The organism is Niastella populi, assembly GCF_002078015.1.
Classification (GTDB): domain Bacteria; phylum Bacteroidota; class Bacteroidia; order Chitinophagales; family Chitinophagaceae; genus Niastella; species Niastella populi.
This window is the reverse complement of the sequence record NZ_LWBP01000188.1, coordinates 108,925-130,693: the sequence shown is the minus strand read 5'-3', so window position 1 is coordinate 130,693 and position 21,769 is coordinate 108,925. Positions and strand designations below refer to the sequence as shown.

Here is a 21,769-nt window from a genome sequence, read left to right as displayed (position 1 = left end):
TTAATCAGGTTTAAAGGTCATACACTGTAACAGCAATTTCCTGTTTGGCAGTTCAGTTGTTATCCAATCTTATTTCCCTGTTAAAATCTCTTCCTGAAAGGTTCTATGATCTCCTCTTTATCGGTCTTCACCGCAAACACCACCTTTTTGAACTGGCTGGCAAAGTTGCCGGTGAGTGCCTCACGGAACAGCTCCGCTATTTCTTCAGGATCGTTTCGAAAAACTCCGCAGCCCCAGGCGCCCAGCACCAGCGCTGTATGCTCATAATGCACACAAAGGGCCAACAGTTTTTCAATCCGTTTCCGCATTACGGGAATGATCTTATCCGCATTACCGGGTTCATTCCTTCGCACCGCACCAGCATTAACAGCGGGTGATGTTATAATATTTGTGCATATTACTTCATTCAGCAACTCACCGCTTTCCGTTTTCAGGATAGGCACCTGCGGTGAATAGATCATATGATCACTATACAAACAGGTGTTCAGCTTCCTGTGGTATTCGTAGTATTCATTTGCCTGCAACAAACAGGGATACAAACCTGTGGCCCTTGCTATGCATTCTTCCTGCGCCAATGCGCCACCAAGGAAACCGCCGCCGGGATTTTTTGCCGAGGCAAAGTTCAAACACACCACATGCTCTTCCCCCTCTCTCGCCAGGCGGCGAACGGCATCGAGTGTTGTTTCATTCGTTACCTCATACCGGGTGTCATAGCTGTATGTATACCTGATGCCGGTTAACAGTTCATCCAGCGCTTTCGGCGTGTACAGACTGGTTTTTTCTTCTGCATTCTTTTGGATAAGGCTTAGATCTACTTTTTCACCGTTACTATTTGTATAAAATCCTTTCTCCAGGATCGCCAGTGTGTCTTTTGCTATTTCTATTCTTTTACTCTGTTTCATTTTTCTTAATTGAACTAGTTCTACACCTCCTGCGGCTCTCTCACCACAACGGCACGCTCCCTTATTTCTTCAAAGCTTACCGTGTTGATGATCGCTCCATTCTCAAACACGGTTATCATCTGGTCTTCAAAGCCGGGTGAAGTTTCTTTTCTTACCGTTTGATAACCGGCATCGGTGCGTATTAATTTTAATTGTCCGGCTTTTGATTTTTTAAACGATTGTACCAGTTTACCATGCGAGTCAACTTCTACAGGATGCTTCTGCACATCTACCGGTTTACCATTTACTTCGGCATAAGAACATTTGAAAGCGAACTTCTGCGTATCGCGGTCTACCTTTTGTAACAGGGCCCCACCCATTCCCAATACCAGGTTCTCTGCACTGATACCATTTACTTTCAAAGCCCCATATATACTGCGGATAGCCTGTACGTTTACGCCATCACCCTGTAACACCCTAACCTGCGGTGGTAATACCTTATATCCTTTTTCATTGATGGTATAACCGAATTTGGTCAATAAGATATCGAAGACCCTCAACAGCGTAAATACCGGGTCGCCGCTATCGGGACGAATTACCAGTACCCCATCCCTGCTCAACACCAGGTCTTTCAACTCCGTTCCCCAGTACTCGCTACATGCCCTGAAAATATCGAATGAGTCGGACACACAGGCTACAACACCGGCAGGGAAGGTTTTTAAAATGTGTTTGAATATATCCAGCTCGCCTTCTTCGCCCAACAGCGTACATACCGAGTGTTCTGTTGCGGGTACCGATAAACCATATACTTTCTGCGTTTCGTAATACCGTTTGATCATCACACTGCCCATAAGCGTATCGCTTCCCAAAAAGTTGATGAGGTGAGCGGCGCCACCCAAACCAGCGCTTTCTACCGAGCTTACGCCGCGGAAACCAAAATCATTCAGCACAAAATCAATCGCAGGTTTTGAAGCATCTGCGGCCGTTTCCTCAAAATACTCTTCCACTATCTTTCTCACTTCGCGCGATACCGTTGCTACAGTACAGGGATACCATACCTGCATCAACAGGGTTTCAAGGAAGTTCGATAACCAGAAACATTCAGGATCGGTATTCTCTATGGTCATCATCACATTGTTAACCGGCACCACGGATCCTTCAGGCACCGCTTTTATGCGAACCGGTAAACGGCCATTGTATTTTTCAACTATATAATCGAACTTACTGCGGTCGAACACATCGTTACGGCCGAACACCTGGGTTAAAAAAGCTTCCGCTTCATCGATCTTCTCTTTTGTGATCACAATTCCTTCGAGATAGTGCTTCATGAAATATTGCAATCCAAAGAAAACGGTTTCATCAAATTGTCCACCCCGGCTTTCGAGATACGAATAGATTTTGGTAGTGCCGGGATAGTATAATTTATGGTGTGAATATTTATATGCGTCGGCTAATAATACAAAGTTCTCCTGCGTTTTCATATGATGTAATGTTTAATTGTGAAGTAAGGGTTATTACGGGTGCTGTGAAATTATGCGTTCAGGTTATTCAATAACAGGTTTACCAAAACATGGTGCTCTTTTACGATCGTTCCCTGTTGCATCATGTTTTTAAGTTCTTTTACCGGGAACCAGGCCAGCTCTTTCAGATCGTCATTTGCCTTTGCCTGCCCAAACACCCATTGGGTTTTGAACAACAAGGTAAGTATCTTATCATCTTCAGAACGATAACGCCAGTCATCTATTTTGGCAGAACCTACATATTGCATGGTATTTACCTCCATATCACCGCATTCTTCCTGTAACTCGCGGCGTGCCGCGGTTTCATACGTATCATCAGTTGGGTCGGCAAAACCACCGGGGAAACGCCATTTGGGTGAATTGCTTTTTTTACCCAGCAATACCTGTGCATCCCCATCTTTCAAAACCGCTATATCAACCGTGGGATATACTTTTGAATACGTGTTCTGATAAGCATAGTTGATGCCCATTCTGAAATCGGTTGTATCGAGCACTCTGTCGCTATTGTCGTTCCTGATGGCGGTGGCGGAATGTTCTCCATATTCCGGCAGTGCAATAACCTGTAAATGCCCGTTGTAATAGGGAATAAAACACTCGCGGCTGCCGTATAAAATAAACGATTCAAGCGGAAAGGTATTTTGCAACAAGGCATCGAGATTTTTGCTCCACGTTTCATCGGAAGGGTGATCGCTCAACGGCAATACCATCAGGTCGGGTGCGTATTGTTTTAACAAACGTTCGCGTGTATAAAAATCGAATGGGTTGCGGCGACTGCCTTTTACCGGCGAAATACCCAAAACCACCACTACTTTATTGTGTTTGGAACGAATTTCATCTAACAAATACTTATGCCCTTCGTGCAGGTACGGGGTCTGAAATCTTGCTATAATAACACCAGTTGCTTTCATTTTGCGTTAATTATACGCAAATATAGAACGGAGTTCCGGAATATCCAAATTTTGCGTGAATACTACGCAAAATAAATGTTCTTTTAAGGGAGTATGAAAAAATAAAGAGGAGAATTGGAACAAAAGAAGAATTGAAAACGAAGGACTTAGATTAAAAACCTGTTAACCCGCCAACCTGTTAGCCGCTGTTCTGCCAACCTGTGACCCACTACTTATTATCTGGCCAACCTTGTTAATCCGCCAACTTATTAACCCGTCAACTAATTAACCCGCCAACCTGTTAAGCCGCTGATCTGCCAACCTGTAACCCACTACTTATTATCTGGCCAACCTTGTTAACTCGTCAACCTGTTAACCCGTCAACTAATCGCCTATATCTCAAAATTGATCCCTTCCTTCAACAGTTCCTGGTAGCGTTTTTTATTGAACTGGTACATTTTGCTGGGACGGCCCTTGCCTTCGCTTTTGGCGTATTCGTCGGTTTCATCGAGAATGCCGAGGGCCATCACTTTTTTGTAGAAGTTGCGCCGGTCTATATCGCGGTCAAGTAAAGCTATATAGAGTTTTTCCAGATCGGCGAAGGGAAATTTACGATCGAGCAGTTCGAACCCGATAGGCTGGTAGCGGATCTTGGTGCGCACCCGCTCTATGGCCATGTTAAGAATTTTTCTATGATCGAACGCCAGTGATGGCAGTTGTTTGAAATTGAACCATTGCGCATTTTCGGCATCGGTGCTTGCCTTTAACTGCTGGAACCGGGCGCTTTTAACCAATGCAAAATAGGCAATGGAGATCACCCGTTTACGCGGGTCGCGATCGGGATCGCCAAAAGTATACAGTTGTTCGAGATAATTCACCTCGATGCCCGTTTCCTCCCTTAATTCCCTGCGCACCGCTTCTTCCAGCGACTCATCGGCCAGCACAAAACCACCGGGAATGGCCCAGGCATTCTTGAACGGCGGATATTTCCGCTGAATAAGCAAAATGGATACACCTTCATTCTTGGAATACCCGAAAACGATGGCATCTACTGCTACTTTTATTTCTGAACCGGATACTGACATGGCCTGCAATATAAAACTTTCGGCCGTAGTACCAACCTATCCACCGCAAACTGTATCTTTAAGGCAAATCAGTTCCATGTACCTGTTGATTCCCGGCCGCCACCAGTTGCTTACCCAATTTCAGTTTGAATATATTCAGCGGCTGCTTCAAAACGGCCTTCAGAACGAGAAAGACGTATTTGGCAAACCCACTGGTATTACAAAAAAAATTGAAGCGGTATTGTTTGCCGTAACCTCGGCCAACCATTCGAATACCCGCCGAAACCCCCTACCATTTTACCTGCGGGCTATCACTATCGAGGCGTTTGGCAATGCGCTTTCCGCCCCAACTTATATGTATGGCATCGACGATGTTGGACAGGTGCCGAATTTTGCCGCATACACGCTTAAACGCATTCACCACGACAGTGAAGGGCTGTTCCAATGCACACCCGAAAATACCGTTGTGATCTGTTCTACCCCCGTACTGAATATGTATCACGATCTTGGTTTTACCATTCTGCCGGCGGAACTGAAAGATATGGCCACCTGGCAGCACCATACGCCCATGCCCTGGGATGTGGTTGAACAAATTGCCAAAAGCGATCAATGGCAAACCGACCCTTACGTACAAACGCATATGCACCCTGCCGCATTCAACGTATGGCAGAAATATAAAAGAGGCGAAAAAGTACAAATGCTGTTCAGAGACGCCATGATCAGCAGCGATGGCGACCTTACCGAAACCCGCGACTACAATGTTTACGTTCGACAAATGGATGATATTGCCGAAATGAAATACCACGATACGGCACAGTTCATCCAACCCGGCCGTATTGGTGATATTGGCTGCGCAGTAGGCTCGTGGATAAAACTGGCCTGTAAAGATGAACGCCTGCGGGAATCAGATTTTTATGGTATCGAAGTCTCGCGTTATTTGTATGTATTATGCCAGCAGCGAAAAGAGAACGGCGAGTTTGCCAACCCCTTTGTTTTCTTCTCGCAAAAAAATGCGGTAACCGGACTGGTTTTTGAGCCCAACTCCATGAACACCATTCACACCTCTTCGCTTACCCATGAAATTGAATCGTATGGCAGCCGCAACGACCTGTTGCAATTCATACAAAACCGCTATGACGAACTGGCGCCCGGCGGCGTTTGGGTAAATCGCGATGTGGTTGGCCCCGACAATAAAGACCGGATCGTTCACCTGTGGTTAAACGATTCGGATGGCGACAACACCGATCCTTTTAAAGTGTACGCCGATAAACAGGAATTTGCCGCTTATATTTCCGGCCTGTCGACCTATGCGCGCTTTCTGCGCTTTGCCCGTGATTTCAGGCACAAAGAAGGTTATGTGCTGAAGTATTCAACTACCACCATCAACAAAAAGAATTACGTTATTACCAGTTTGCACGATGCCATGGAATTCCTGAGCCGGAAAGATTATACCGACAACTGGCAAAGTGAAATGCACGAAACTTTCTGCTTTTGGGATTTTTCAGAATGGAAAACACACCTGCAAACAGCAGGGTTTACCATTCACCCTTCGTCAAAAGCATTTACCAATGAATGGATAGTAAACAACCGCTGGAAAGGCAAAGCAGCATTGTTTACAACCAAGAACGGCATTCCCGAACCGCTAGATTACCCAGTAACCACTATGTTTTTGATTGGTGTAAAAGCATAACACGCTTATCTTCGGCCTGCAATTGTATAACCCCTTACAAGGTGATGAAAAAGTATTGGCCGCCCATTTTATTCTTATTGGTATTGACTGCCGCATGCCGGCATCAGAAGAAACCGTTGTCGTTCTATTACTGGAAAACACAGTTTGCGCTGAATAATTATGAAAGAAACGTATTACAGCAACATGAGGTAAAGACCCTGTACGTGCGTTATTTTGATGTTGACTTTAAACCCGGAGACCAGCAACCGGTGCCCGTTTCTCCATTACAGGCAGATACGTCTATCAGGCACTATAGGATCATTCCTGTTATATTTATAAGGAACCGGACATTCGAGCGCCTGACAACTGCCGATATTCCAACGCTTGCCAGAAATGTATTTGCGCTGGTGGCTCAAATAAACAGGTCACAGGGCATCAGCACCCAGCAAATTCAGTTCGATTGCGACTGGACGGAACGCACACGCGTTCATTTCTTTCAGTTCATAAAACAATATCGCGCCCTTGGCGAACAAATTATTTCTTCCACCATCCGCCTGCACCAGGTGAAGTATAAAGACATAACCGGTGTGCCGCCGGTCGATTACGGCGTATTGATGTATTACAACATGGGCGCCATCAATGGCGATAATAACAATAGCATTTACGAAAAATCGATTGCCGGTAAATACAACGCTTACATAAAATCGTATCCCCTACCCCTCGATGTAGCGCTACCGGTTTTTTCGTGGGCGCTTACCATACGCGAGGGGAAAGTGGTGCAACTGCTGAATAAAATTAATTTCCCGCAGTTTGAAAATGATTCTAATTTCATAAAAGTAAGCAGCGACCGGTACCAGGTAAAACATGCCTGTTTTAAAGCAGGGTACTATTTCAAAGAAAATGACCAGGTAAAAAAAGAGCAGGTACCGGCCAGCGATCTCATAGACATAACTAACCAAATCAATAAAAATTCCAATCACCGCATTGGCAAACTGATCTTCTACGATCTTGACAGCACTAACCTCGTTCAATATGAAACAGCTATTTTCGAAAAAGCACTTGACAACCTTAATTAGTTCCTTTGCCGCAGGCACCGGAATAATTTTAGCCTGTGCAGGCGACTGGGGGCCTGAATACGGCACATCGAGCTTTACGCCCGAAGCCTTTGTGAGCGACGACAGTTACAGGCCCTTTTTTTATTCAGGCACCTCGTTCTATTATGATATCGGGTACGACACAAAACACGACAACCGCTTTAACGATGTAAATATCAGCGACTGGTTAACTTACTTAGGCAGTGGCACACGCCGCACTGAACTCGAACACCTGTTGCAAACCGCTACTGAAACAGCTATCGACAGCGCAGCCGATTTTGCCAACGGCAAAACGAAATCACTCCCATCGGGCATGAAATCGTTCCAGTTGTTTAAAAAACTTAACACTAAAACAACTTCCTTTCTGTCTTACTTATCGTTGGCGAAAAAAAGCGAGGCATTTGCGGTAAATAATTTTGAGTATTCCTGGGAATACGACTCAAAGAAAAAAAATACCAGCTTTAACGCCGCCCCGCTGAACAGCAAACTATTGCAGGAATTCACCAAAACAACAGATGCCTTCCTGAAACAACGGTACTGGTTCCAGCTCGAGCGTTCTTATTTCTTCAACGGGCCTTCGCAAAAAGCGATCGATCTCTTCGAAAACAATGAAAAATCGTTCCCTAAAAACGACATGTATTACCGCACCATGGCCTATGCCGCCGGTGTATATAATAAATTAAAGAATTTCAGCAAGGCCAATTATTATTACAGCCGGGTGTTCGATAGCTGTACAGCTTTACGCACGGTTGCCCATTACAGTTTTAACCCGCAGGAGCAGGCCGACTGGACCGCCACCCTTGCCCTCGCCGCGAATAATGATGAAAAAGCAACGCTCTGGCAAATGCTGGGCATCTATTACGCCGACGAAGTGCGCGCCATGCAGGAAATATATGCATTGAACCCGCGCAGCGAAAAACTCGATCTGCTGTTAACCCGCGCCATTAACAAAACGGAACAAAATTTCAATGATTATAATGAGGGCATACAAGGTAGTATACTGGCAATAAAGAAAGATACCGTTAACAGCAGCCTGTTCGCCCTGGTAACCCGCGTTGCACAGGCCGGCAACACCAGCCAGCCCTGGAAATGGCATACGGCCCTGGGATATTTAAATATGCTGAAAGGCAATACGGAAAAGGCCGCAGCCGCTTATGCACAGGCAGAAAAAAAGTTACCAAAAGAAGAACTGGCGCAGTCGCAACTGAGATTGCTTAAACTAATAAACATCATTGCAAGCGCAACAAAAGCCGATAGCAAGCTCGAAAAAACTATTTTACCTGAACTCGAATGGTTAACCGGTATTAAACTCGAAGACGGTGCATTCAGACATCAATCTGCTTTGAGCTGGGTACGGCAAACGCTGAGCAACCGGTATAAAACCCAGAAGGAATATATAAAGGCGGTTTGTTTCAGTAATTACCAAAACTTTTATGTTGACAATAACAATATAGAAGCAATGAAGACCTTCCTCGCCAAAACCAACAAAACGCCTTATGAAGCGCTGTACGCTAAACTATACCCGCTTACTGCCAACAACCTGGTAGAGTACCAGGCCATCGCTCTGGCGCTGCACGATAACCTGGAGGAGGCTATTGCCAAAATGGAAACCCTGCCGGCAACCAATACCACCCTCCCCGGCAACCCTTTTAACGGCCGTTTACAGGATTGCCACGACTGCGATCATGAAGCCGCGCAAAAAATTAAATACACCAAACTTTCATTGCTTAAAAAAATGAAAGAAATGGAAGATAAAATAAAAGCCGGCGGAGCCGAGGTATATACCAATGCCATGCTGGTGGCCAATGCGTTTTACAACATGACACATTATGGCAATGCCCGCGCTTTTTATGAGAACCAGATCATTGGCTCATACCACTATTCCCCATTCGCCATCGACCAGCAATTCAGGTCATTATTGATAGATATGAGCCTGCCCACTAAATATTATACGCAGGCATTGAATGCCGCCAAAACGGATGAGCAGAAAGCAAAATGTTATTTTATGCTGGCCAAATGCGAGCGGAATAAGTATTACAACACGAACCTTTACAACAAAAAGGAATATCATTACGGCGACAGGGCCAACCTGGCCGACTACCTGGCGTGGGACGGTTTCAAATCACTGAAACAATATAAAACCACAAAATTTTACCAGGAAGCGATCAGGGAGTGCGGGTATTTCAGAACATGGTCGCAAAAATAGTTACAGCCATTTCAACATATAACTAAACCAATATTTTGCCGCTTAAAAGGGCTCCGGTGCATCGGGGCCCTTTTTTAATGTCGAAAGGATATAAAAGTGGCAAAAAATGAAAAGCAGAATACCTGTAATGATCTTAAAGCTGCCTGTCATGAAAACAAAAAATGGCTATCATGCAATTCATGATAGCCACAATAATTTTAAATGAAGATGTTAAACGTATACTATAACCCACCTTTATTGCGCAACCTCATCCTTTACAGTATGCACTTTGATGGCTTTAACGCCCGTCATCACTTCGGAATAAAACACTTCAGGCAAATTGCCCAGGGGTATCAGCACCGGATCTTTATCATCTTTGGGATGCGTTACCCAGGCTTTCCGCTCTTTTGGCCTGTTCCTGAAATAGAGCATTCCCAGCTTAGGATCATAATCTGAATCAAAACCCGAAACAGACACGCCTTCCACTTCCAGCACCGCCATTAAATTACCGGCATGATCGTCCTTAAAAAACGTATCTATAGTGCCGCCATCGCCGGTAGGGCCTTTGCGCCATCCATATCTTTCAAGGGTAGTTTTTATAGAACCTGATTCTGTTTTAATGCCATTAAAAGTTTGTATTATGGTCACCTGTTTATCTTCAGGCGTCATTGGATAAATTTTGCGGTCGAGCTGTGAGAATACCGGCTCCACGGAAAGATCGAAAAACTTACGCTGCCATTGTTTCAACTCGCTTTCCGGCAGTTGCAACGGATGTACAATACCTATTTGGGCGGCCTCCTCTATCAAGATCTCATTGTCTTCCACATCAACCAGCGTTGTGTCTTCCTGGCAATAAAAACATTGTTTCAGTACATTTTTATCATAAATACCCCAAACCAGTTTGGTGGCATAAATAAACATCACCGGGTTGGTTAAAAAGAATTGTTCCCATTGCGCTTTATTCCAGCGGCGTTGAACCACCAGGTAATGCTCAAGCCGCGATGACTGTGATTTCACCACATCCCGCACCTCCTTTGCAATGGCTTTGAACGCTTCCTTTAATTCGCTATCCGCACTGGCAGGAATGGCCTTCAGCTTTTTATTGTCGTCGTTAAAGAAAGCTATTTTAAAATTGCTGTCAATAAACGCGCGGTAATTTTCACCGTCGACGTCAAACTCCCTGAACAATCCTTCAAAGCCAAAATCGGGCACAATTCTATCGCCGAGCTCATACACCGTAATGTTCAGTTCTTCGGCGGCGGCCTCCAGCGCCGCCAATGCTGCAGCGCCCACATTGGCCTTTTTGGTTTTGTACTTGCGGCTGTACAGTTCAACCCAGCGCAATGCTTTGTTGCTTCCCTGCAGCGCCAGCGCGCCTACCCCATACTCCGCCATTTTGAACCGGCTATCGTCAATCCATTTATCGATGGTTATCCTAATTTTTTCGGCCACCGCTTCATTACCCAACAGGGCCGACAACGCCAGCAGGTATTTATGTTCGGGTTTGGTATTCTTATCGATAAACAGCTTTATGAGATGCAAGGCAAATTCCGCCGCCTTTTCTTTATCGAGCCGGTCGATGATCAACCTGGCCTCCAGGTCGGAACGCATGGTTTTTACCCGGTTCATGCGGTATAACAAAAAGCGAATTTCATCCTTGCTCAATTGTGTTCCATTTGCATAATACAGCGTAGGCAGTTCCGCTTCGGTAAGCCATTCTTCCAGTGGTTTGGCCAGTTTTCCACGGTTACGCGCGTCTTCGATCAATTGCGCTATCATTTCATCACCGGCCTCATCATAAATTCCTTCAGCCACCACCTGCAGCATTATATCGCGGGCATCATCATTCTTTTCGCCGGCAATTGCTTTTTGTAAAACGGTCTTCGCTTCGGGCGTACCTATCATGCCTAAGATCTGTGCGGCAGCTTGCCGGGCGTCGGCACTTTTATGGTTCAGCAATGCCGCGCATTTCTCTACACCACTATCATCTGCACCCAGCGCCTGTATGGCCAGCTGCCTTATTTGTTTAGATTTGTGCTGCACCAGTTCCCACAAAGCATCATTGTATTTGTCTTTGTAGGAATGCTCAAGCAATTCAAGCAGTTTTTTATGATATCGCACGCCCCCGATCGACACATCTGCCTGTAAGGCTTTTGAAACGAAAGGGAAAGCCTCCGCTTTGAAGTTGTCGGCTAAAATGGCAAGCAGGGCAAAGGGCAAATATTTCGTCTGTTGTATAATATCCCATAACTTATCTTTTACTGCTGCAGGGTCCGCTTCCAGTAAAACGGTTGTAGCCACTACGCTGAATTCGGATGAATCGCCCTGAACCCTGATCCTGTGTTCCCAGCCTTTGTCATCAATTGAAACGTACAGCGCCAGGTAATCATTGGCAGCCTGGGCCAGCAATTCCTTTACCGGCTCCGGATTTTCCGATTGCAACAACCACAAGGTGTTGAATCGGTTCTCTACGCTCTCGCGGTTTTTAAGATGGCTATAATGGCTCCTGATCTTTTCAATAACGTAGGCTAGGTATTTTCCTGAATCATACTTCAGCGCCCAATAAACAACCGTAATATTTAAAAACTGTCCGTCTTCGAGGTTCTGTTGCAAATAAAGATCTACAAGCGATGGATGGCACTCGATGAGCAGCCCCAGCAGATCACGACTGAATTGTGCCCGGCTGTATTGTTTGAAAAGCGTTGTCACCGCTGTTTTATCCGCAGTAATGAAAAACGCTTTAAGCCATTTTACAGTCAGGGTGTTTTTGACAGTTCTTTTCTCCTGGTCATATATTCCCCCGTTGGCATGCAGCAACGACTGAAAAATCCCGATCAACGGAAGATGTTTTTCCCAAAAACCTATTAAGCTATTCCAGTCCTGTTCCGTTCCTGACGCATCAACTTTTTGCGCTATCATTTCGGCAAAACCATTTAATACGCCCGGCCCCAGTAAAGAGTGGGCAACAACATCCAGTACCAACTGATCATTATGATCCCACTGGCCCGGCTGTTTTACCAGCATAGACAGGTTCCTGAAATGTCCGTTATCATAGCAGGTGGCAACACCTGCCAGCGCATTGGCATCGCCGGTTAAATAAGCAATTACCAATGCAAGGTTATTCTGAAAGGTTGAACTGTTGTATGAGAAATCGACTTTCGCTTTAAAGGGCTGCAGTTGTTCAATAGTAAATGCCATAGGGGGTAACAATTCTGATTAGTTATTTAACAAGGTTACTTTTTCAACACCAGATCTTCTTTTGCCGCCCACAGGCCAATATCCTGTTTGCTAAGCGCTGCAGCCATCAGGTCGGGAAATTTATCGGGCGTACAGGCGAATACCGGTATGCCGAGGTTCGATAAGAACTGTGCGTTGTTATGATCATAAAAGGGTGCGCCTTCATCGTTCAACGCCAGCAACACCACAACCTGCACACCGGCAGCCACCATTTCAACGGCGCGTTTACGCATTTTATCTACATCGCCGCCTTCGTACAGATCGGTGATCAATACCAGCACGGTATCGTTCGGTTTTGTAATTATTTGTTTGCAATAGGTAAGCGCCAGATTGATATCGGTACCACCACCCAATTGCACGCCGAACAATAACTCAACGGGATCGGTCAGTTCTTCGGTAAGATCTGAAACGGCGGTATCGAACACCACCATTTTGGTTTTAATGGCCGGAATAGAAGCCATCACCGAACCGAAAATACCGGAATAAACGACAGACGTACCCATCGATCCGCTCTGATCGATACATAGCACTACATCTTTTAACGATGTACGCTTCCGGCCATAACCGATCTTCGTTTCGGGGATCACCGTTTTATATTCGGGTTGATAGTGTTTCAGGTTTTTCTGAATGGTAGCATGCCAGTTTATTTCATTGTGCCTTGGCCGCCGGTTGCGAGTACTTCTGTTCACACTGCCAATGATGGCCTGTTGCGTTGGCTGCGCCAGCTTGCGTATTAATTCATCCACTACTTTACGCACTACCAAACGGGCGGTATCTTTTGTTTTATCGGGAATCACCTTGCTCAACGTCATCAGGGTTGCCACCAGGTGTATATCGGGTTCTACATTCTCGAGCATTTCTTTTTCAAACAACATCTGGGTAAGGTTCAGCCGGTTCAATGCATCCTGTTGCATTACCTGTACAATAGAAGAAGGAAAGAAGGTACGAATATCGCCCAGCCAGCGCGCCACGTTGGGCGATGAAGGCCCCAGCCCGCCCTGGCGGTTACTATCGTACAACGCCTCGAGGGTTTTATCCATTTGCAATTCGCGCTCACTCAACGAAGCACCGGTGCCGTCGTTTTGCTGGCCGCCGAGGATGAGGCGCCATTTGTGAAGATGTCGTTCGTCGTTGATCATTGTTTAATTTTTTATGCCTAACAATTGCATTATAACCGGAATGCCCTGTTTAGCCCGTTCTTCATCGATGGCATTTTCCGCCACCTGTTTTACAACAGCGCCGCTGCCGCCTGCTTTCACTTTCTCGCCGATCTTTTTTCTTTCGGGTGAAGAAAAACCGGCAAAGGTTCTGCGCAATAAAGGCAATACCCTGGTAAAGGTTTCTTCATCGAGTGTATCTACCCAGTTATTGACAAGGCACCACAGATCGTTATCAATAAGAAGAATGGTACCGCTGCCCTTCAGAAATCCTTCCAGCCAGGAAGCTGCTTTATCGGGCGGGGTACCGGAGCTCATGGAAAAATGAAATACACGTACCAATTCATCCCCTTCCAGTAATTTATAATCGGCCAGCAGGCGTGTTGCATAACCCGAGATCATGGGCGAAGCATTATCCGACGCAGCTATCGACCGCAGGGTTTGCTGCCATAATGCGGTGATCTCTGATTGCTGCAGCACATTTACCGCATCGTTCAGTTTGAAGAAAAGCTCGAGCAGTTTTTGCGCGGCATCATCGCTTACCGCCGTGCAGGCCGTTGGCAGGCTCACGCAAATACGGGTGAGCATGCTGTTTACGATGCCCAGCACCAGGTCGGCATCGGTCTTTCGAACGCTGCCATATCGCGTAACCTGAACCAGGCCGGGCAGCACTTCCATTAACTGGATCACATCGCCGCTGGCTGCGGCCAGGTTATTGATACATTGTATACATACTTCCACGGCCTGGTGCAGTTCGGCCGGAATGGTGTTCCCGAGCAGGGCGCTCACCGTGCTTAATGCATCTGCTTCCTTTGCTTTTTGTATTACGAATTTCTCTGCCGCTTCAGCGACGGTATTTCCCCAGTTGCCTTTTTCAATAATGTTGATGGAGATCTCGGGGTGCCACTGTAAACGCCACAACTCTTTAAATGTACCTTTCCCCGATACATCGTGCCGTTCGCCCCATTTTATTTCGAGCAATTGTAACCGGTGCAGGAAAATACTGCGTTCGAGGTCATTCTCCTTACGCAGGTCGAGCGTGTAATCTTTGTAGTCGGCCGTTGCAGGCAGGCGCAATTTTTTTTGCGTTCTTTCAATATCGAGTTGTAACGGCGGCTTGGGAATTTCCGTAGGCACATCGCCAATTCTGTTGCTTACTATGAGCTCTTCGCGAATGAGCTGCATTAAAACATCCTCGCCATTGCAGAGCACGGTCTTCGTTGCTTCGTTCAGCTCTTCCAAACCCGCCTTGTATAAGTTGCGCATACTGGCCAGCGTTTCGGCAAGCCTGACCGCCTCTATCACATGCGCCACAGAAGTATCCATTTGTTTTGTCCTGAACAGTTTGGCAACCTTTGCCATCCAGCGGGTACCGTCGTCCTTGGGATAATGCCAGAGATGATCGTACCAGCCGGGCGATTCTATACCGGCGCCATAACCGCTATAGTAACTCAGGCGGCTGAACGTCCAGGGAATCCAGGTGCATTCCACTTTTACCTTCGGCAAACCCTTCAGCAACTCGTTATCGTCTTTTGCTTTAGGCATATTCACCAATGCAGGTGCATGCCAGGCGCCGCAGATCACGGCTATGGTCTGAAACATTTCTTTCTCTGCCTGCCTGATGGTCTTGCGCATCCACGCTTCCCGCATTTGTTCTACGCGGCTTTCTTTTTGCGCGAACTCCTCACGCAATACCTGCATGGCTTCCGTTACGGCATCGAACACCTGCTCATTGCCATGGCGATGCTCGAACATATGCTCCCACCATTTCTCGCCATCATCGTAGCCGGCCGCTTCCGCCAGCCAGGAAATAGGATCTTTCCTTACCGCGGGCGGCGGCGCCACTTCATTATTCCGGAACGCATAATTATTTACCGAAGGGGCCGCATCACCGGGCTGTTCGCCTTCCTTTTTATTTTCCCCGTCCTGCTTTAAGCGTTCAAAAGTTTCTTTCTCCAGCGCCATATGATGGGTCATGGGAAGATCCATGAACCGCACATGGATATCGTTCCTGCGGGCATAGGCTATGGCCTGCCACTCGGGCGAGAATTCTGCAAAAGGATAAAAGGATGAATGCTGCGGATCGTCGGGCTGATATACGAGTATGGCTACCGGTGGTTTCAGCTCTGCATGGTTCACCCACTTCAGCAAAGGATCTGCCTCGGGCGGCCCTTCTACCAGTACGATATCGGGTTGAACCTTTTCGAGGAATTCCTTTACATTCTTTGCCGAACCGGGACCATGGTGCCGTATGCCTAAAATGTGAATCATGGTGAATGGTCAATAGTGAAAATTAATTTAGGAGAGCCACACTTCCCTGGCGATGCGGTCGTAAGTGTGGCATACCTTGCTTACATCAGATCTCTGCAGGCGCGGTAAATATCTTTCCACTCATCTCTTGGCTTTACCACGGTTTCAAGGTATTCCTGCCAAACCAGTTTATCCTGTACGGGGTCTTTTACCACGGAACCGATAATACCTGCAGCGAGATCGGCCGCTTTCAGTTGCCCGTCGCCAAAATAAGCGGCCATGGCCAGTCCATTGTTTACCACCGATATCGCTTCGGCCGTGCTCAGCGTTCCGCTGGGTGTTTTGATCCTGGTTTTTCCATCGAGGGTTACGCCGCTGCGCAATTCGCGAAAGATGGTTACAATACGGCGTATCTCCTGCAGGGCAGGTGGTTCGGCGGGTAACTCCATTACCTTTTCAAAACTCTCCACCCTGCGTTTTACGATATCGATCTCTTCTTCCATTGAATCGGGAACGGGCAGAATAACCGTATTGAACCGGCGCTTCAATGCGCTTGATAGTTCGTTCACGCCTTTATCGCGGTTGTTTGCCGTGGCAATTACATTGAATCCTTTAACCGCCTGCACTTCCATATTCAACTCGGGCACAGGCAATGTTTTTTCCGACAAAATAGTAATGAGCGTATCCTGTACATCGGCGCCGATACGGGTAAGCTCTTCAATGCGAACGATCTTACCATCTTTCATTGCACGCATCACCGGCGTTTCAACCAGCGCTTTTTCTGAAGGGCCTTCGGCCAGCAGCCGCGCATAATTCCAGCCATAGCGAATCGATTCCTCGCTGGTGCCGGCAGTTCCCTGAACGATCATGGTTGAATCGCCGCTTACAGCCGCCGATAAATGTTCGCTTACCCAGCTCTTTGCCGTTCCGGGCAATCCATACAATAACAAAGCACGGTCGGTTGTCAACGTAGCAACGGCTATTTCCATCAACCGTTTATTACCGATATATTTTGGTGTTACTTCAAATCCGTTTTTAAGTTTACCACCAATAAGGTAAGTAACCACACCCTGCGGCGTTAATTTCCAGTTGGCCGGACGTTTGCCTGTATCCTGTTTTTGCAATTCTTCCAGCTCCTGTGCAAATAACTGTTCGGCGTGTTGACGTAATAAGGACGACATAATGGTTTTACTATTTAATCGTTAAAGGATTGTATGGTTTGTTTTTTGAGGTTAACCAGCGTGGTGACGTACTCGCTGGTATTGTTCCAGGTCGATCGCAGGTGCTCTTCGCCTGGCGCGCATTTGGCCAGCTCAGGAATGATGCCAACGGGAATACAATGTATGTACCGGCTGTAGAACGAGCGGTTATACTGGTAAACACTTCTGGCGGTATGAATGAAAATAGCGCGGGTAAGATCGATGCTCCAGGTATCTTCCCTTTTTATTGCGTGTTCGATAACGTTCTCGGCAAACTGGCCAATAAATTTAATACTGTAGAACTCCTGTTCCTTTACCGGCAACAGGGGAATGATATCAATGTAAAATACATGGCTGTTCTGCATAAACGCCGTTGCCCAGCGCTGGTCTTTAAATGCAACCACCGCCTGCACAATGGCGGGCAACAGTTTTTTACCGGTAGCATCTTTTTGCCATGTTTTTATGATAACATCAGGCGTGCTTTGTAAATGCGTTTCCCAAAAGGAAGGCGGCACGGCCTGTATCAACTGCATGGCCACAAATTCATCATCGGTATAATCTTTATTATTGCTTAGTTTGTCTATCCCCGTCTTTAAAATGTTTTCATCCAGCGCGGGTAATTCAACCTGCAATCCTTTTCGTCCGTTGGTAACACTTTGTTGTAGTAACTGCTGGTATTGCAGTACGACCGGCGAACCGGGGATCTGTTTCAGCAACCAAAGCGCAATATCTTTTACTTTTTTGCTTTTTTCCTTCGACAGGCTTTCGAGGAATACAATATCCGCTGCACCGATGTTAATGCCCAGCAACAGCAGGAATTCGATCTTTGTACCGGCATCTTCCTGCGGCCATGTTTGCATCAGCCAGGCGCGTGCGGTTTCGGGATCAACCTTGCGTACCTGTTCCAAAACCAACTTGCGCTGTTCGGGAGAACCTGTCTGCCACAGGTCTTCATCGGTTGATGCGGTAGAAAAATTCCATTCGGGGTTGAACCGGCTCAGCCATTCGCCGCGTTTGCCACAGCATGCAACTACCAGGTGCTGCAGTTTTTTTTGCTGAATGCCCATATTCATCAATAACGGCACAAACTCCGGGGTTACAATACGCGCTTTATCGCTGCATTGCTGTAGCCAGAACTGCAACAGCGAATTACTTTCCGAATCAAGAATATCGTTCAGCGTTTGCACGGCCAGCAGCGAGCAGTATTGTTTTTCCTCCGGTGCTGCCTTTTCGATGGTAACGTTTTCTTTTTTCAATGGCATGGTGCCGCACTGGCGGTAATTAAATGCCAGTGCCGCGGTTTGTAAAAACTGTTCTTCTTTATCAGTAGTTTTTTGTTGAATAATTGCCGCCGCTTCTGCAAGCGCGGCAGGTAGTTCATTGGCGCCAGGCCCTCGTTTATCGGTGCCCAACAGGGCAGTATTAATAATTTGATCCCAGGTTTGCATAACCCCCAATTTGAAAGAATCTCTTCCTGTTATAAAATTTTGTATTCGTGCTGATACCAAACCCCAAAGGGTTCGTACACTTTTTCTTTCCCTACTACTGCCATATTCAGCGCTTCACCGCCGCTTAACGACAATAGCTTCCAGATGTTCTTAAACCCGCCTTTAATATTCATCATGGCATGGCTGCTATCCTGCAGCCACCATTGATGGTTATAAAAAACAGGGCGTACCTGTTCAATAATGAAAGGCCGTTCGCTGCGGAAAGGCAATGCACTGCTGAAAGCGGTTTCAGCTTCCACCACCTGCTGCCAGTTTGAAAAGCCTTTGTATTGCTGTACCTGATCGGTATTGATCTGCTTTTTTACAATAGCCCGCAGGGGCGCAACGGATGGATAAAATACCAGCTCCGCCTCTACAAACAAACCGGGTGTAAAGGCAAACTGCGCGCCCTGTCCGCGCGCAATGAACTGAAGCACCAGCGCATACCGGTCGCTTTTGATACCATACAACCAGTTACGCTCTACAGTGAGGTTATCGTCTTCGGTAACCTGCTTGCCCAGTATGAGCCAGGTATCGGTAATGCCTGTTTGCTCTTTTAATTCTTCCTGGTTTTGGGTGAAGCCGATCCAGGTGCGAATGTCCTGTTGCAATAAAGACGGAAGGTTGTCATTATTCTTAAAGCCGGTGATCACCAGGTAAAGGCGCAACAACTGATCCATAAACTCCGATTGCCAGCCATCGCGATAGAAATTTATTTCGCTCAGGTTCCTGATCATGCCGGCCAGCCCGGGCGCCTGTGCATCTACCATGCGGCGGGCCATGCCTTCAAACCAGGCAGCACCTTTTTCAGGTATGCCTATGATGCCATTGCGAATGATATCTTTTGTCCACTGTAAAACTTCCTCTATGCCGTCGCTTACTTTTTGCTCGCGCGCCTGGCGGCGTTTGGCCTGTGCCGCTTCATCAACCGGTTTTTCTTTTTGCACCGCCTGTTTTTCCTGCCGTTCAGCCCGTTTGCCGATCCATTCAGCCACCCAGGCGGGCATTTCATTTACGGTAAAATCATCTTTACGGCGGGCATACAACAACAATAATCCAATACCGTGTTTGCATGGGAACTTGCGGCTTGGACAACTGCATTTAAAAGCAACATTCACCACATCGATCTGGGTTTGATATGGCTTGCTGCCGCTACCCTGACATTCGCCCCAAAGCGCCAGTTCATTTATTCCTTTACTTACCCATTTGGCAGGATTGGATAATTCCTTTCCCGATTTTTTCGAAGATTCATCAGGCGCCAGGGCAAGTACTTGTTCTTCGGATAATTGCAAGCGTAATGATTTTAGAATGAAAGTATAAAAAAAGCAGCCGTTTACCGGTTTTATACCGTCCCTTAGTTAATCACGTGAAATGATATTTTTCCGTTCTTGTCCAGGATGCCCGGCCGGTTTTCTTCGTTTTTAGGAAAACCGTAATCACCTTATTTCCAATTATTGATATTCCCGTAAAAATTACTTCCGGTCGCACGCCTCAAATTACGTTACCAGCGGCACATCTTCACATACTATTATTATAGAATATTTCTTTGGCCGGACTGCGGCTTTTTGCCAGCCAACTTCAATATAAACCTTCATTTATTACTGCAGATTTCACATACACTTAATATACCGCTCAAACGCAATGTGTGCCTGTATTTTGTGGAAAAAACACCGCCCAATAACAGGTAGTTATTTTGTTATTGTTACCGATTTTGGCTAACTATGAACAGGAAAATTTGAATGCATTCAATACACCCCCGTTTCTTATTCTGTAACTATCAACAACTATAATTTAACCTAAAAACAATCCTATGAGTCTTCGCAACTATTGTATTGCTGCAATAGCAGCCACCACATTGCATGCCTGCCAGAAACATACACAGCCGGCTGCAGACGATCAAACATCCAACCCCGGCCCCCGCCTGCCAACGGAAAACGCCATTGCCGCCAATGTAACGGTAACCTACACCGATGAAAGCAGTTTCGTGAACAGCCTGTCGTCGTATGGTTATAAAACGCCCGACCAGTTAAACCTTAACCGGGTGGGCACCAGCAGTGGTTATACAGGTGTTTACGGATTCAATATACCCGCCGCCAACCAGGTAAAAGGTTTCAAATGGAACAGCGGCGACCAGCAAACCAATGAATGGCGCCCCCAGGGCATTACCGGTTTTACCTGGGGCGGCAGGAATTTCCTGCTGATCACCTGGTATGGTGTTGGCCCCGGTAACATCGCCGGCGTAAACAACCAGCACAAAGGCGTTCGCGTTTCACTGGTTGATATTACCAGCATGAGCAATATCACGTACAGGCATATTCTGCTTGTGCAGGAGAAAGCCAATATGTCGAACAGCGAATTGTATAAAGCGTCCAATTCGTATGTACAGCTGGGGTCCTATGCACCGGTAACCATTCACGCAGGCGGCATTGCCTGTTATGCCGGCAAGGTGTACGTAGCCGATACCAACCTCGGCATTCGCGTATTTGATCTTACGAAGTTCGTTTCCGCAGCAGGCGACGCCACTGAAACAAGGCTGGGCATGGAAACCGGCGGCAGCCTGAAAGCGTTCAACTACTCCTATATTTTGCCGCAGACCGGCTATTACAAGATCACCAATGCAAAACCATTCTCGTGCATAGAACTGGGCACCGGCGCTACCGCTCCGGATAAAATGCTATGGACCGGCCAGTACATAGAGGCGTCGAGCACTACCGTTCCCAAAGTTTATGGCTTCCATCTGAACGCGGCCGGGCAAATTGTAACCAGTCCGCAGCCCGAAGTAATTACGCCTATCGATAACGACAATACCAACGTGAACGGCATTCAGGGCGTATACCGTGCCGGTAACAAAACCTTTATGGCCACTACCGGCAACAGCAGTTACGAAGGTTCTACAGCCCGGTTAACGCGTTACAACGACGGCGCAGCTGCCGGTGTTCGCTATCGCTGGCCGCATGGCGCAGAAGACCTGTACCTCGAAACCGCCACCAGTTATTTATGGAACCTCACCGAATATGAAACGGAGAAATACGGGGTGGATAATCGTTGTGTGTTTGCCGTTCGCCTGTCTGACTATGATTAAGATATCTCCTACATGCAAATGCCTCCCGGTTGGCCGGGAGGCATTTGCATGTACACA

14 protein-coding genes are annotated in these 21,769 nt (G+C 46.8%); 4 read left to right on the top strand and 10 right to left on the bottom strand.

Features of this window, described 5'->3' with window-relative positions; all coding sequences use genetic code 11:
• Positions 1 to 80: 80 nt before the first annotated feature.
• The 4 genes from A4R26_RS17400 to A4R26_RS17385 all read right to left on the bottom strand — a co-directional run bounded on the left by A4R26_RS17400 (position 81) and on the right by A4R26_RS17385 (position 4,373).
• Positions 81 to 902 (bottom strand): TIGR02452 family protein, encoded by an 822-nt coding sequence (locus A4R26_RS17400; RefSeq protein ID WP_081165589.1) that lies wholly within the window; start codon positions 900 to 902, stop codon positions 81 to 83.
• 20 nt (positions 903 to 922) lie between these two features.
• Positions 923 to 2,362 (bottom strand): nicotinate phosphoribosyltransferase, encoded by a 1,440-nt coding sequence (locus A4R26_RS17395; RefSeq protein ID WP_081165586.1) that lies wholly within the window; start codon positions 2,360 to 2,362, stop codon positions 923 to 925.
• A gap of 50 nt (positions 2,363 to 2,412) precedes the next feature.
• Positions 2,413 to 3,309 carry an NUDIX domain-containing protein gene (locus tag A4R26_RS17390; RefSeq protein WP_081165583.1) on the bottom strand — a complete coding sequence of 299 codons (897 nt, stop codon included), beginning with the start codon at positions 3,307 to 3,309 and terminating at the stop codon, positions 2,413 to 2,415.
• 371 nt (positions 3,310 to 3,680) lie between these two features.
• The gene (locus tag A4R26_RS17385; RefSeq protein ID WP_081165581.1) at positions 3,681 to 4,373 is read right to left on the bottom strand and encodes an NUDIX hydrolase; all 693 of its coding nucleotides are present in this window, start codon (positions 4,371 to 4,373) and stop codon (positions 3,681 to 3,683) included.
• A 76-nt stretch (positions 4,374 to 4,449) separates the two neighbouring features.
• On the opposite strand from A4R26_RS17385, the gene A4R26_RS17380 reads away from it, so the two are divergent.
• Genes A4R26_RS17380 through A4R26_RS17370 form a run of 3 tightly spaced genes read left to right on the top strand, consistent with a single transcriptional unit; the run spans position 4,450 to position 9,321 of the window.
• On the top strand, positions 4,450 to 6,042 hold the full coding sequence (locus A4R26_RS17380) for a class I SAM-dependent methyltransferase (protein WP_081166309.1): 1,593 nt from the start codon (positions 4,450 to 4,452) through the stop codon (positions 6,040 to 6,042).
• A 44-nt stretch (positions 6,043 to 6,086) separates the two neighbouring features.
• On the top strand, positions 6,087 to 7,097 hold the full coding sequence (locus tag A4R26_RS17375) for a hypothetical protein (protein ID WP_081165579.1): 1,011 nt from the start codon (positions 6,087 to 6,089) through the stop codon (positions 7,095 to 7,097).
• A complete protein-coding gene (locus tag A4R26_RS17370) occupies positions 7,054 to 9,321 on the top strand; it encodes a hypothetical protein (RefSeq protein ID WP_133054719.1) in 2,268 nt (755 codons plus the stop codon). Before A4R26_RS17375 ends, A4R26_RS17370 begins: the two co-directional genes overlap by 44 nt.
• 234 nt (positions 9,322 to 9,555) lie before the next feature.
• Here A4R26_RS17370 and A4R26_RS17365 read toward each other — a convergent pair whose 3' ends face one another.
• The 6 genes from A4R26_RS17365 to A4R26_RS17340 all read right to left on the bottom strand — a co-directional run bounded on the left by A4R26_RS17365 (position 9,556) and on the right by A4R26_RS17340 (position 19,922).
• Positions 9,556 to 12,498, bottom strand: coding sequence for a DUF4132 domain-containing protein (locus tag A4R26_RS17365; RefSeq protein WP_081165575.1), 2,943 nt, complete (start codon positions 12,496 to 12,498; stop codon positions 9,556 to 9,558).
• Between the two features lie 35 nt (positions 12,499 to 12,533).
• A complete protein-coding gene (locus tag A4R26_RS17360) occupies positions 12,534 to 13,676 on the bottom strand; it encodes a VWA domain-containing protein (RefSeq protein WP_081165573.1) in 1,143 nt (380 codons plus the stop codon).
• Between the two features lie 3 nt (positions 13,677 to 13,679).
• Positions 13,680 to 15,965 (bottom strand): DUF5682 family protein, encoded by a 2,286-nt coding sequence (locus A4R26_RS17355; protein WP_081165571.1) that lies wholly within the window; start codon positions 15,963 to 15,965, stop codon positions 13,680 to 13,682.
• Between the two features lie 80 nt (positions 15,966 to 16,045).
• Positions 16,046 to 17,125 carry an ATP-binding protein gene (locus tag A4R26_RS17350; RefSeq protein WP_081165569.1) on the bottom strand — a complete coding sequence of 360 codons (1,080 nt, stop codon included), beginning with the start codon at positions 17,123 to 17,125 and terminating at the stop codon, positions 16,046 to 16,048.
• Positions 17,126 to 17,139: 14 nt separating this feature from the next.
• Positions 17,140 to 18,591 carry a DUF5691 domain-containing protein gene (locus A4R26_RS17345; protein WP_081165566.1) on the bottom strand — a complete coding sequence of 484 codons (1,452 nt, stop codon included), beginning with the start codon at positions 18,589 to 18,591 and terminating at the stop codon, positions 17,140 to 17,142.
• Positions 18,592 to 18,620: 29 nt separating this feature from the next.
• Positions 18,621 to 19,922: an SWIM zinc finger family protein gene (locus A4R26_RS17340; RefSeq protein ID WP_081165564.1), complete on the bottom strand. Its 1,302-nt coding sequence runs from the start codon at positions 19,920 to 19,922 to the stop codon at positions 18,621 to 18,623.
• A gap of 518 nt (positions 19,923 to 20,440) precedes the next feature.
• On the opposite strand from A4R26_RS17340, the gene A4R26_RS17335 reads away from it, so the two are divergent.
• Positions 20,441 to 21,712: a hypothetical protein gene (locus tag A4R26_RS17335; protein WP_081165561.1), complete on the top strand. Its 1,272-nt coding sequence runs from the start codon at positions 20,441 to 20,443 to the stop codon at positions 21,710 to 21,712.
• The last annotated feature ends 57 nt before the right edge of the window (positions 21,713 to 21,769 follow it).

Coding starts and splice junctions, on each gene's coding strand:
- A4R26_RS17400 (WP_081165589.1), bottom strand. CDS start 902: ATGAAACAGAGTAAAAGAATAGAAATAGCAAAAGACACACTGGCGATC.
- A4R26_RS17395 (WP_081165586.1), bottom strand. CDS start 2,362: ATGAAAACGCAGGAGAACTTTGTATTATTAGCCGACGCATATAAATAT.
- A4R26_RS17390 (WP_081165583.1), bottom strand. CDS start 3,309: ATGAAAGCAACTGGTGTTATTATAGCAAGATTTCAGACCCCGTACCTG.
- A4R26_RS17385 (WP_081165581.1), bottom strand. CDS start 4,373: ATGTCAGTATCCGGTTCAGAAATAAAAGTAGCAGTAGATGCCATCGTT.
- A4R26_RS17380 (WP_081166309.1), top strand. CDS start 4,450: ATGTACCTGTTGATTCCCGGCCGCCACCAGTTGCTTACCCAATTTCAG.
- A4R26_RS17375 (WP_081165579.1), top strand. CDS start 6,087: ATGAAAAAGTATTGGCCGCCCATTTTATTCTTATTGGTATTGACTGCC.
- A4R26_RS17370 (WP_133054719.1), top strand. CDS start 7,054: ATGAAACAGCTATTTTCGAAAAAGCACTTGACAACCTTAATTAGTTCC.
- A4R26_RS17365 (WP_081165575.1), bottom strand. CDS start 12,498: ATGGCATTTACTATTGAACAACTGCAGCCCTTTAAAGCGAAAGTCGAT.
- A4R26_RS17360 (WP_081165573.1), bottom strand. CDS start 13,676: ATGATCAACGACGAACGACATCTTCACAAATGGCGCCTCATCCTCGGC.
- A4R26_RS17355 (WP_081165571.1), bottom strand. CDS start 15,965: ATGATTCACATTTTAGGCATACGGCACCATGGTCCCGGTTCGGCAAAG.
- A4R26_RS17350 (WP_081165569.1), bottom strand. CDS start 17,125: ATGTCGTCCTTATTACGTCAACACGCCGAACAGTTATTTGCACAGGAG.
- A4R26_RS17345 (WP_081165566.1), bottom strand. CDS start 18,591: ATGCAAACCTGGGATCAAATTATTAATACTGCCCTGTTGGGCACCGAT.
- A4R26_RS17335 (WP_081165561.1), top strand. CDS start 20,441: ATGAGTCTTCGCAACTATTGTATTGCTGCAATAGCAGCCACCACATTG.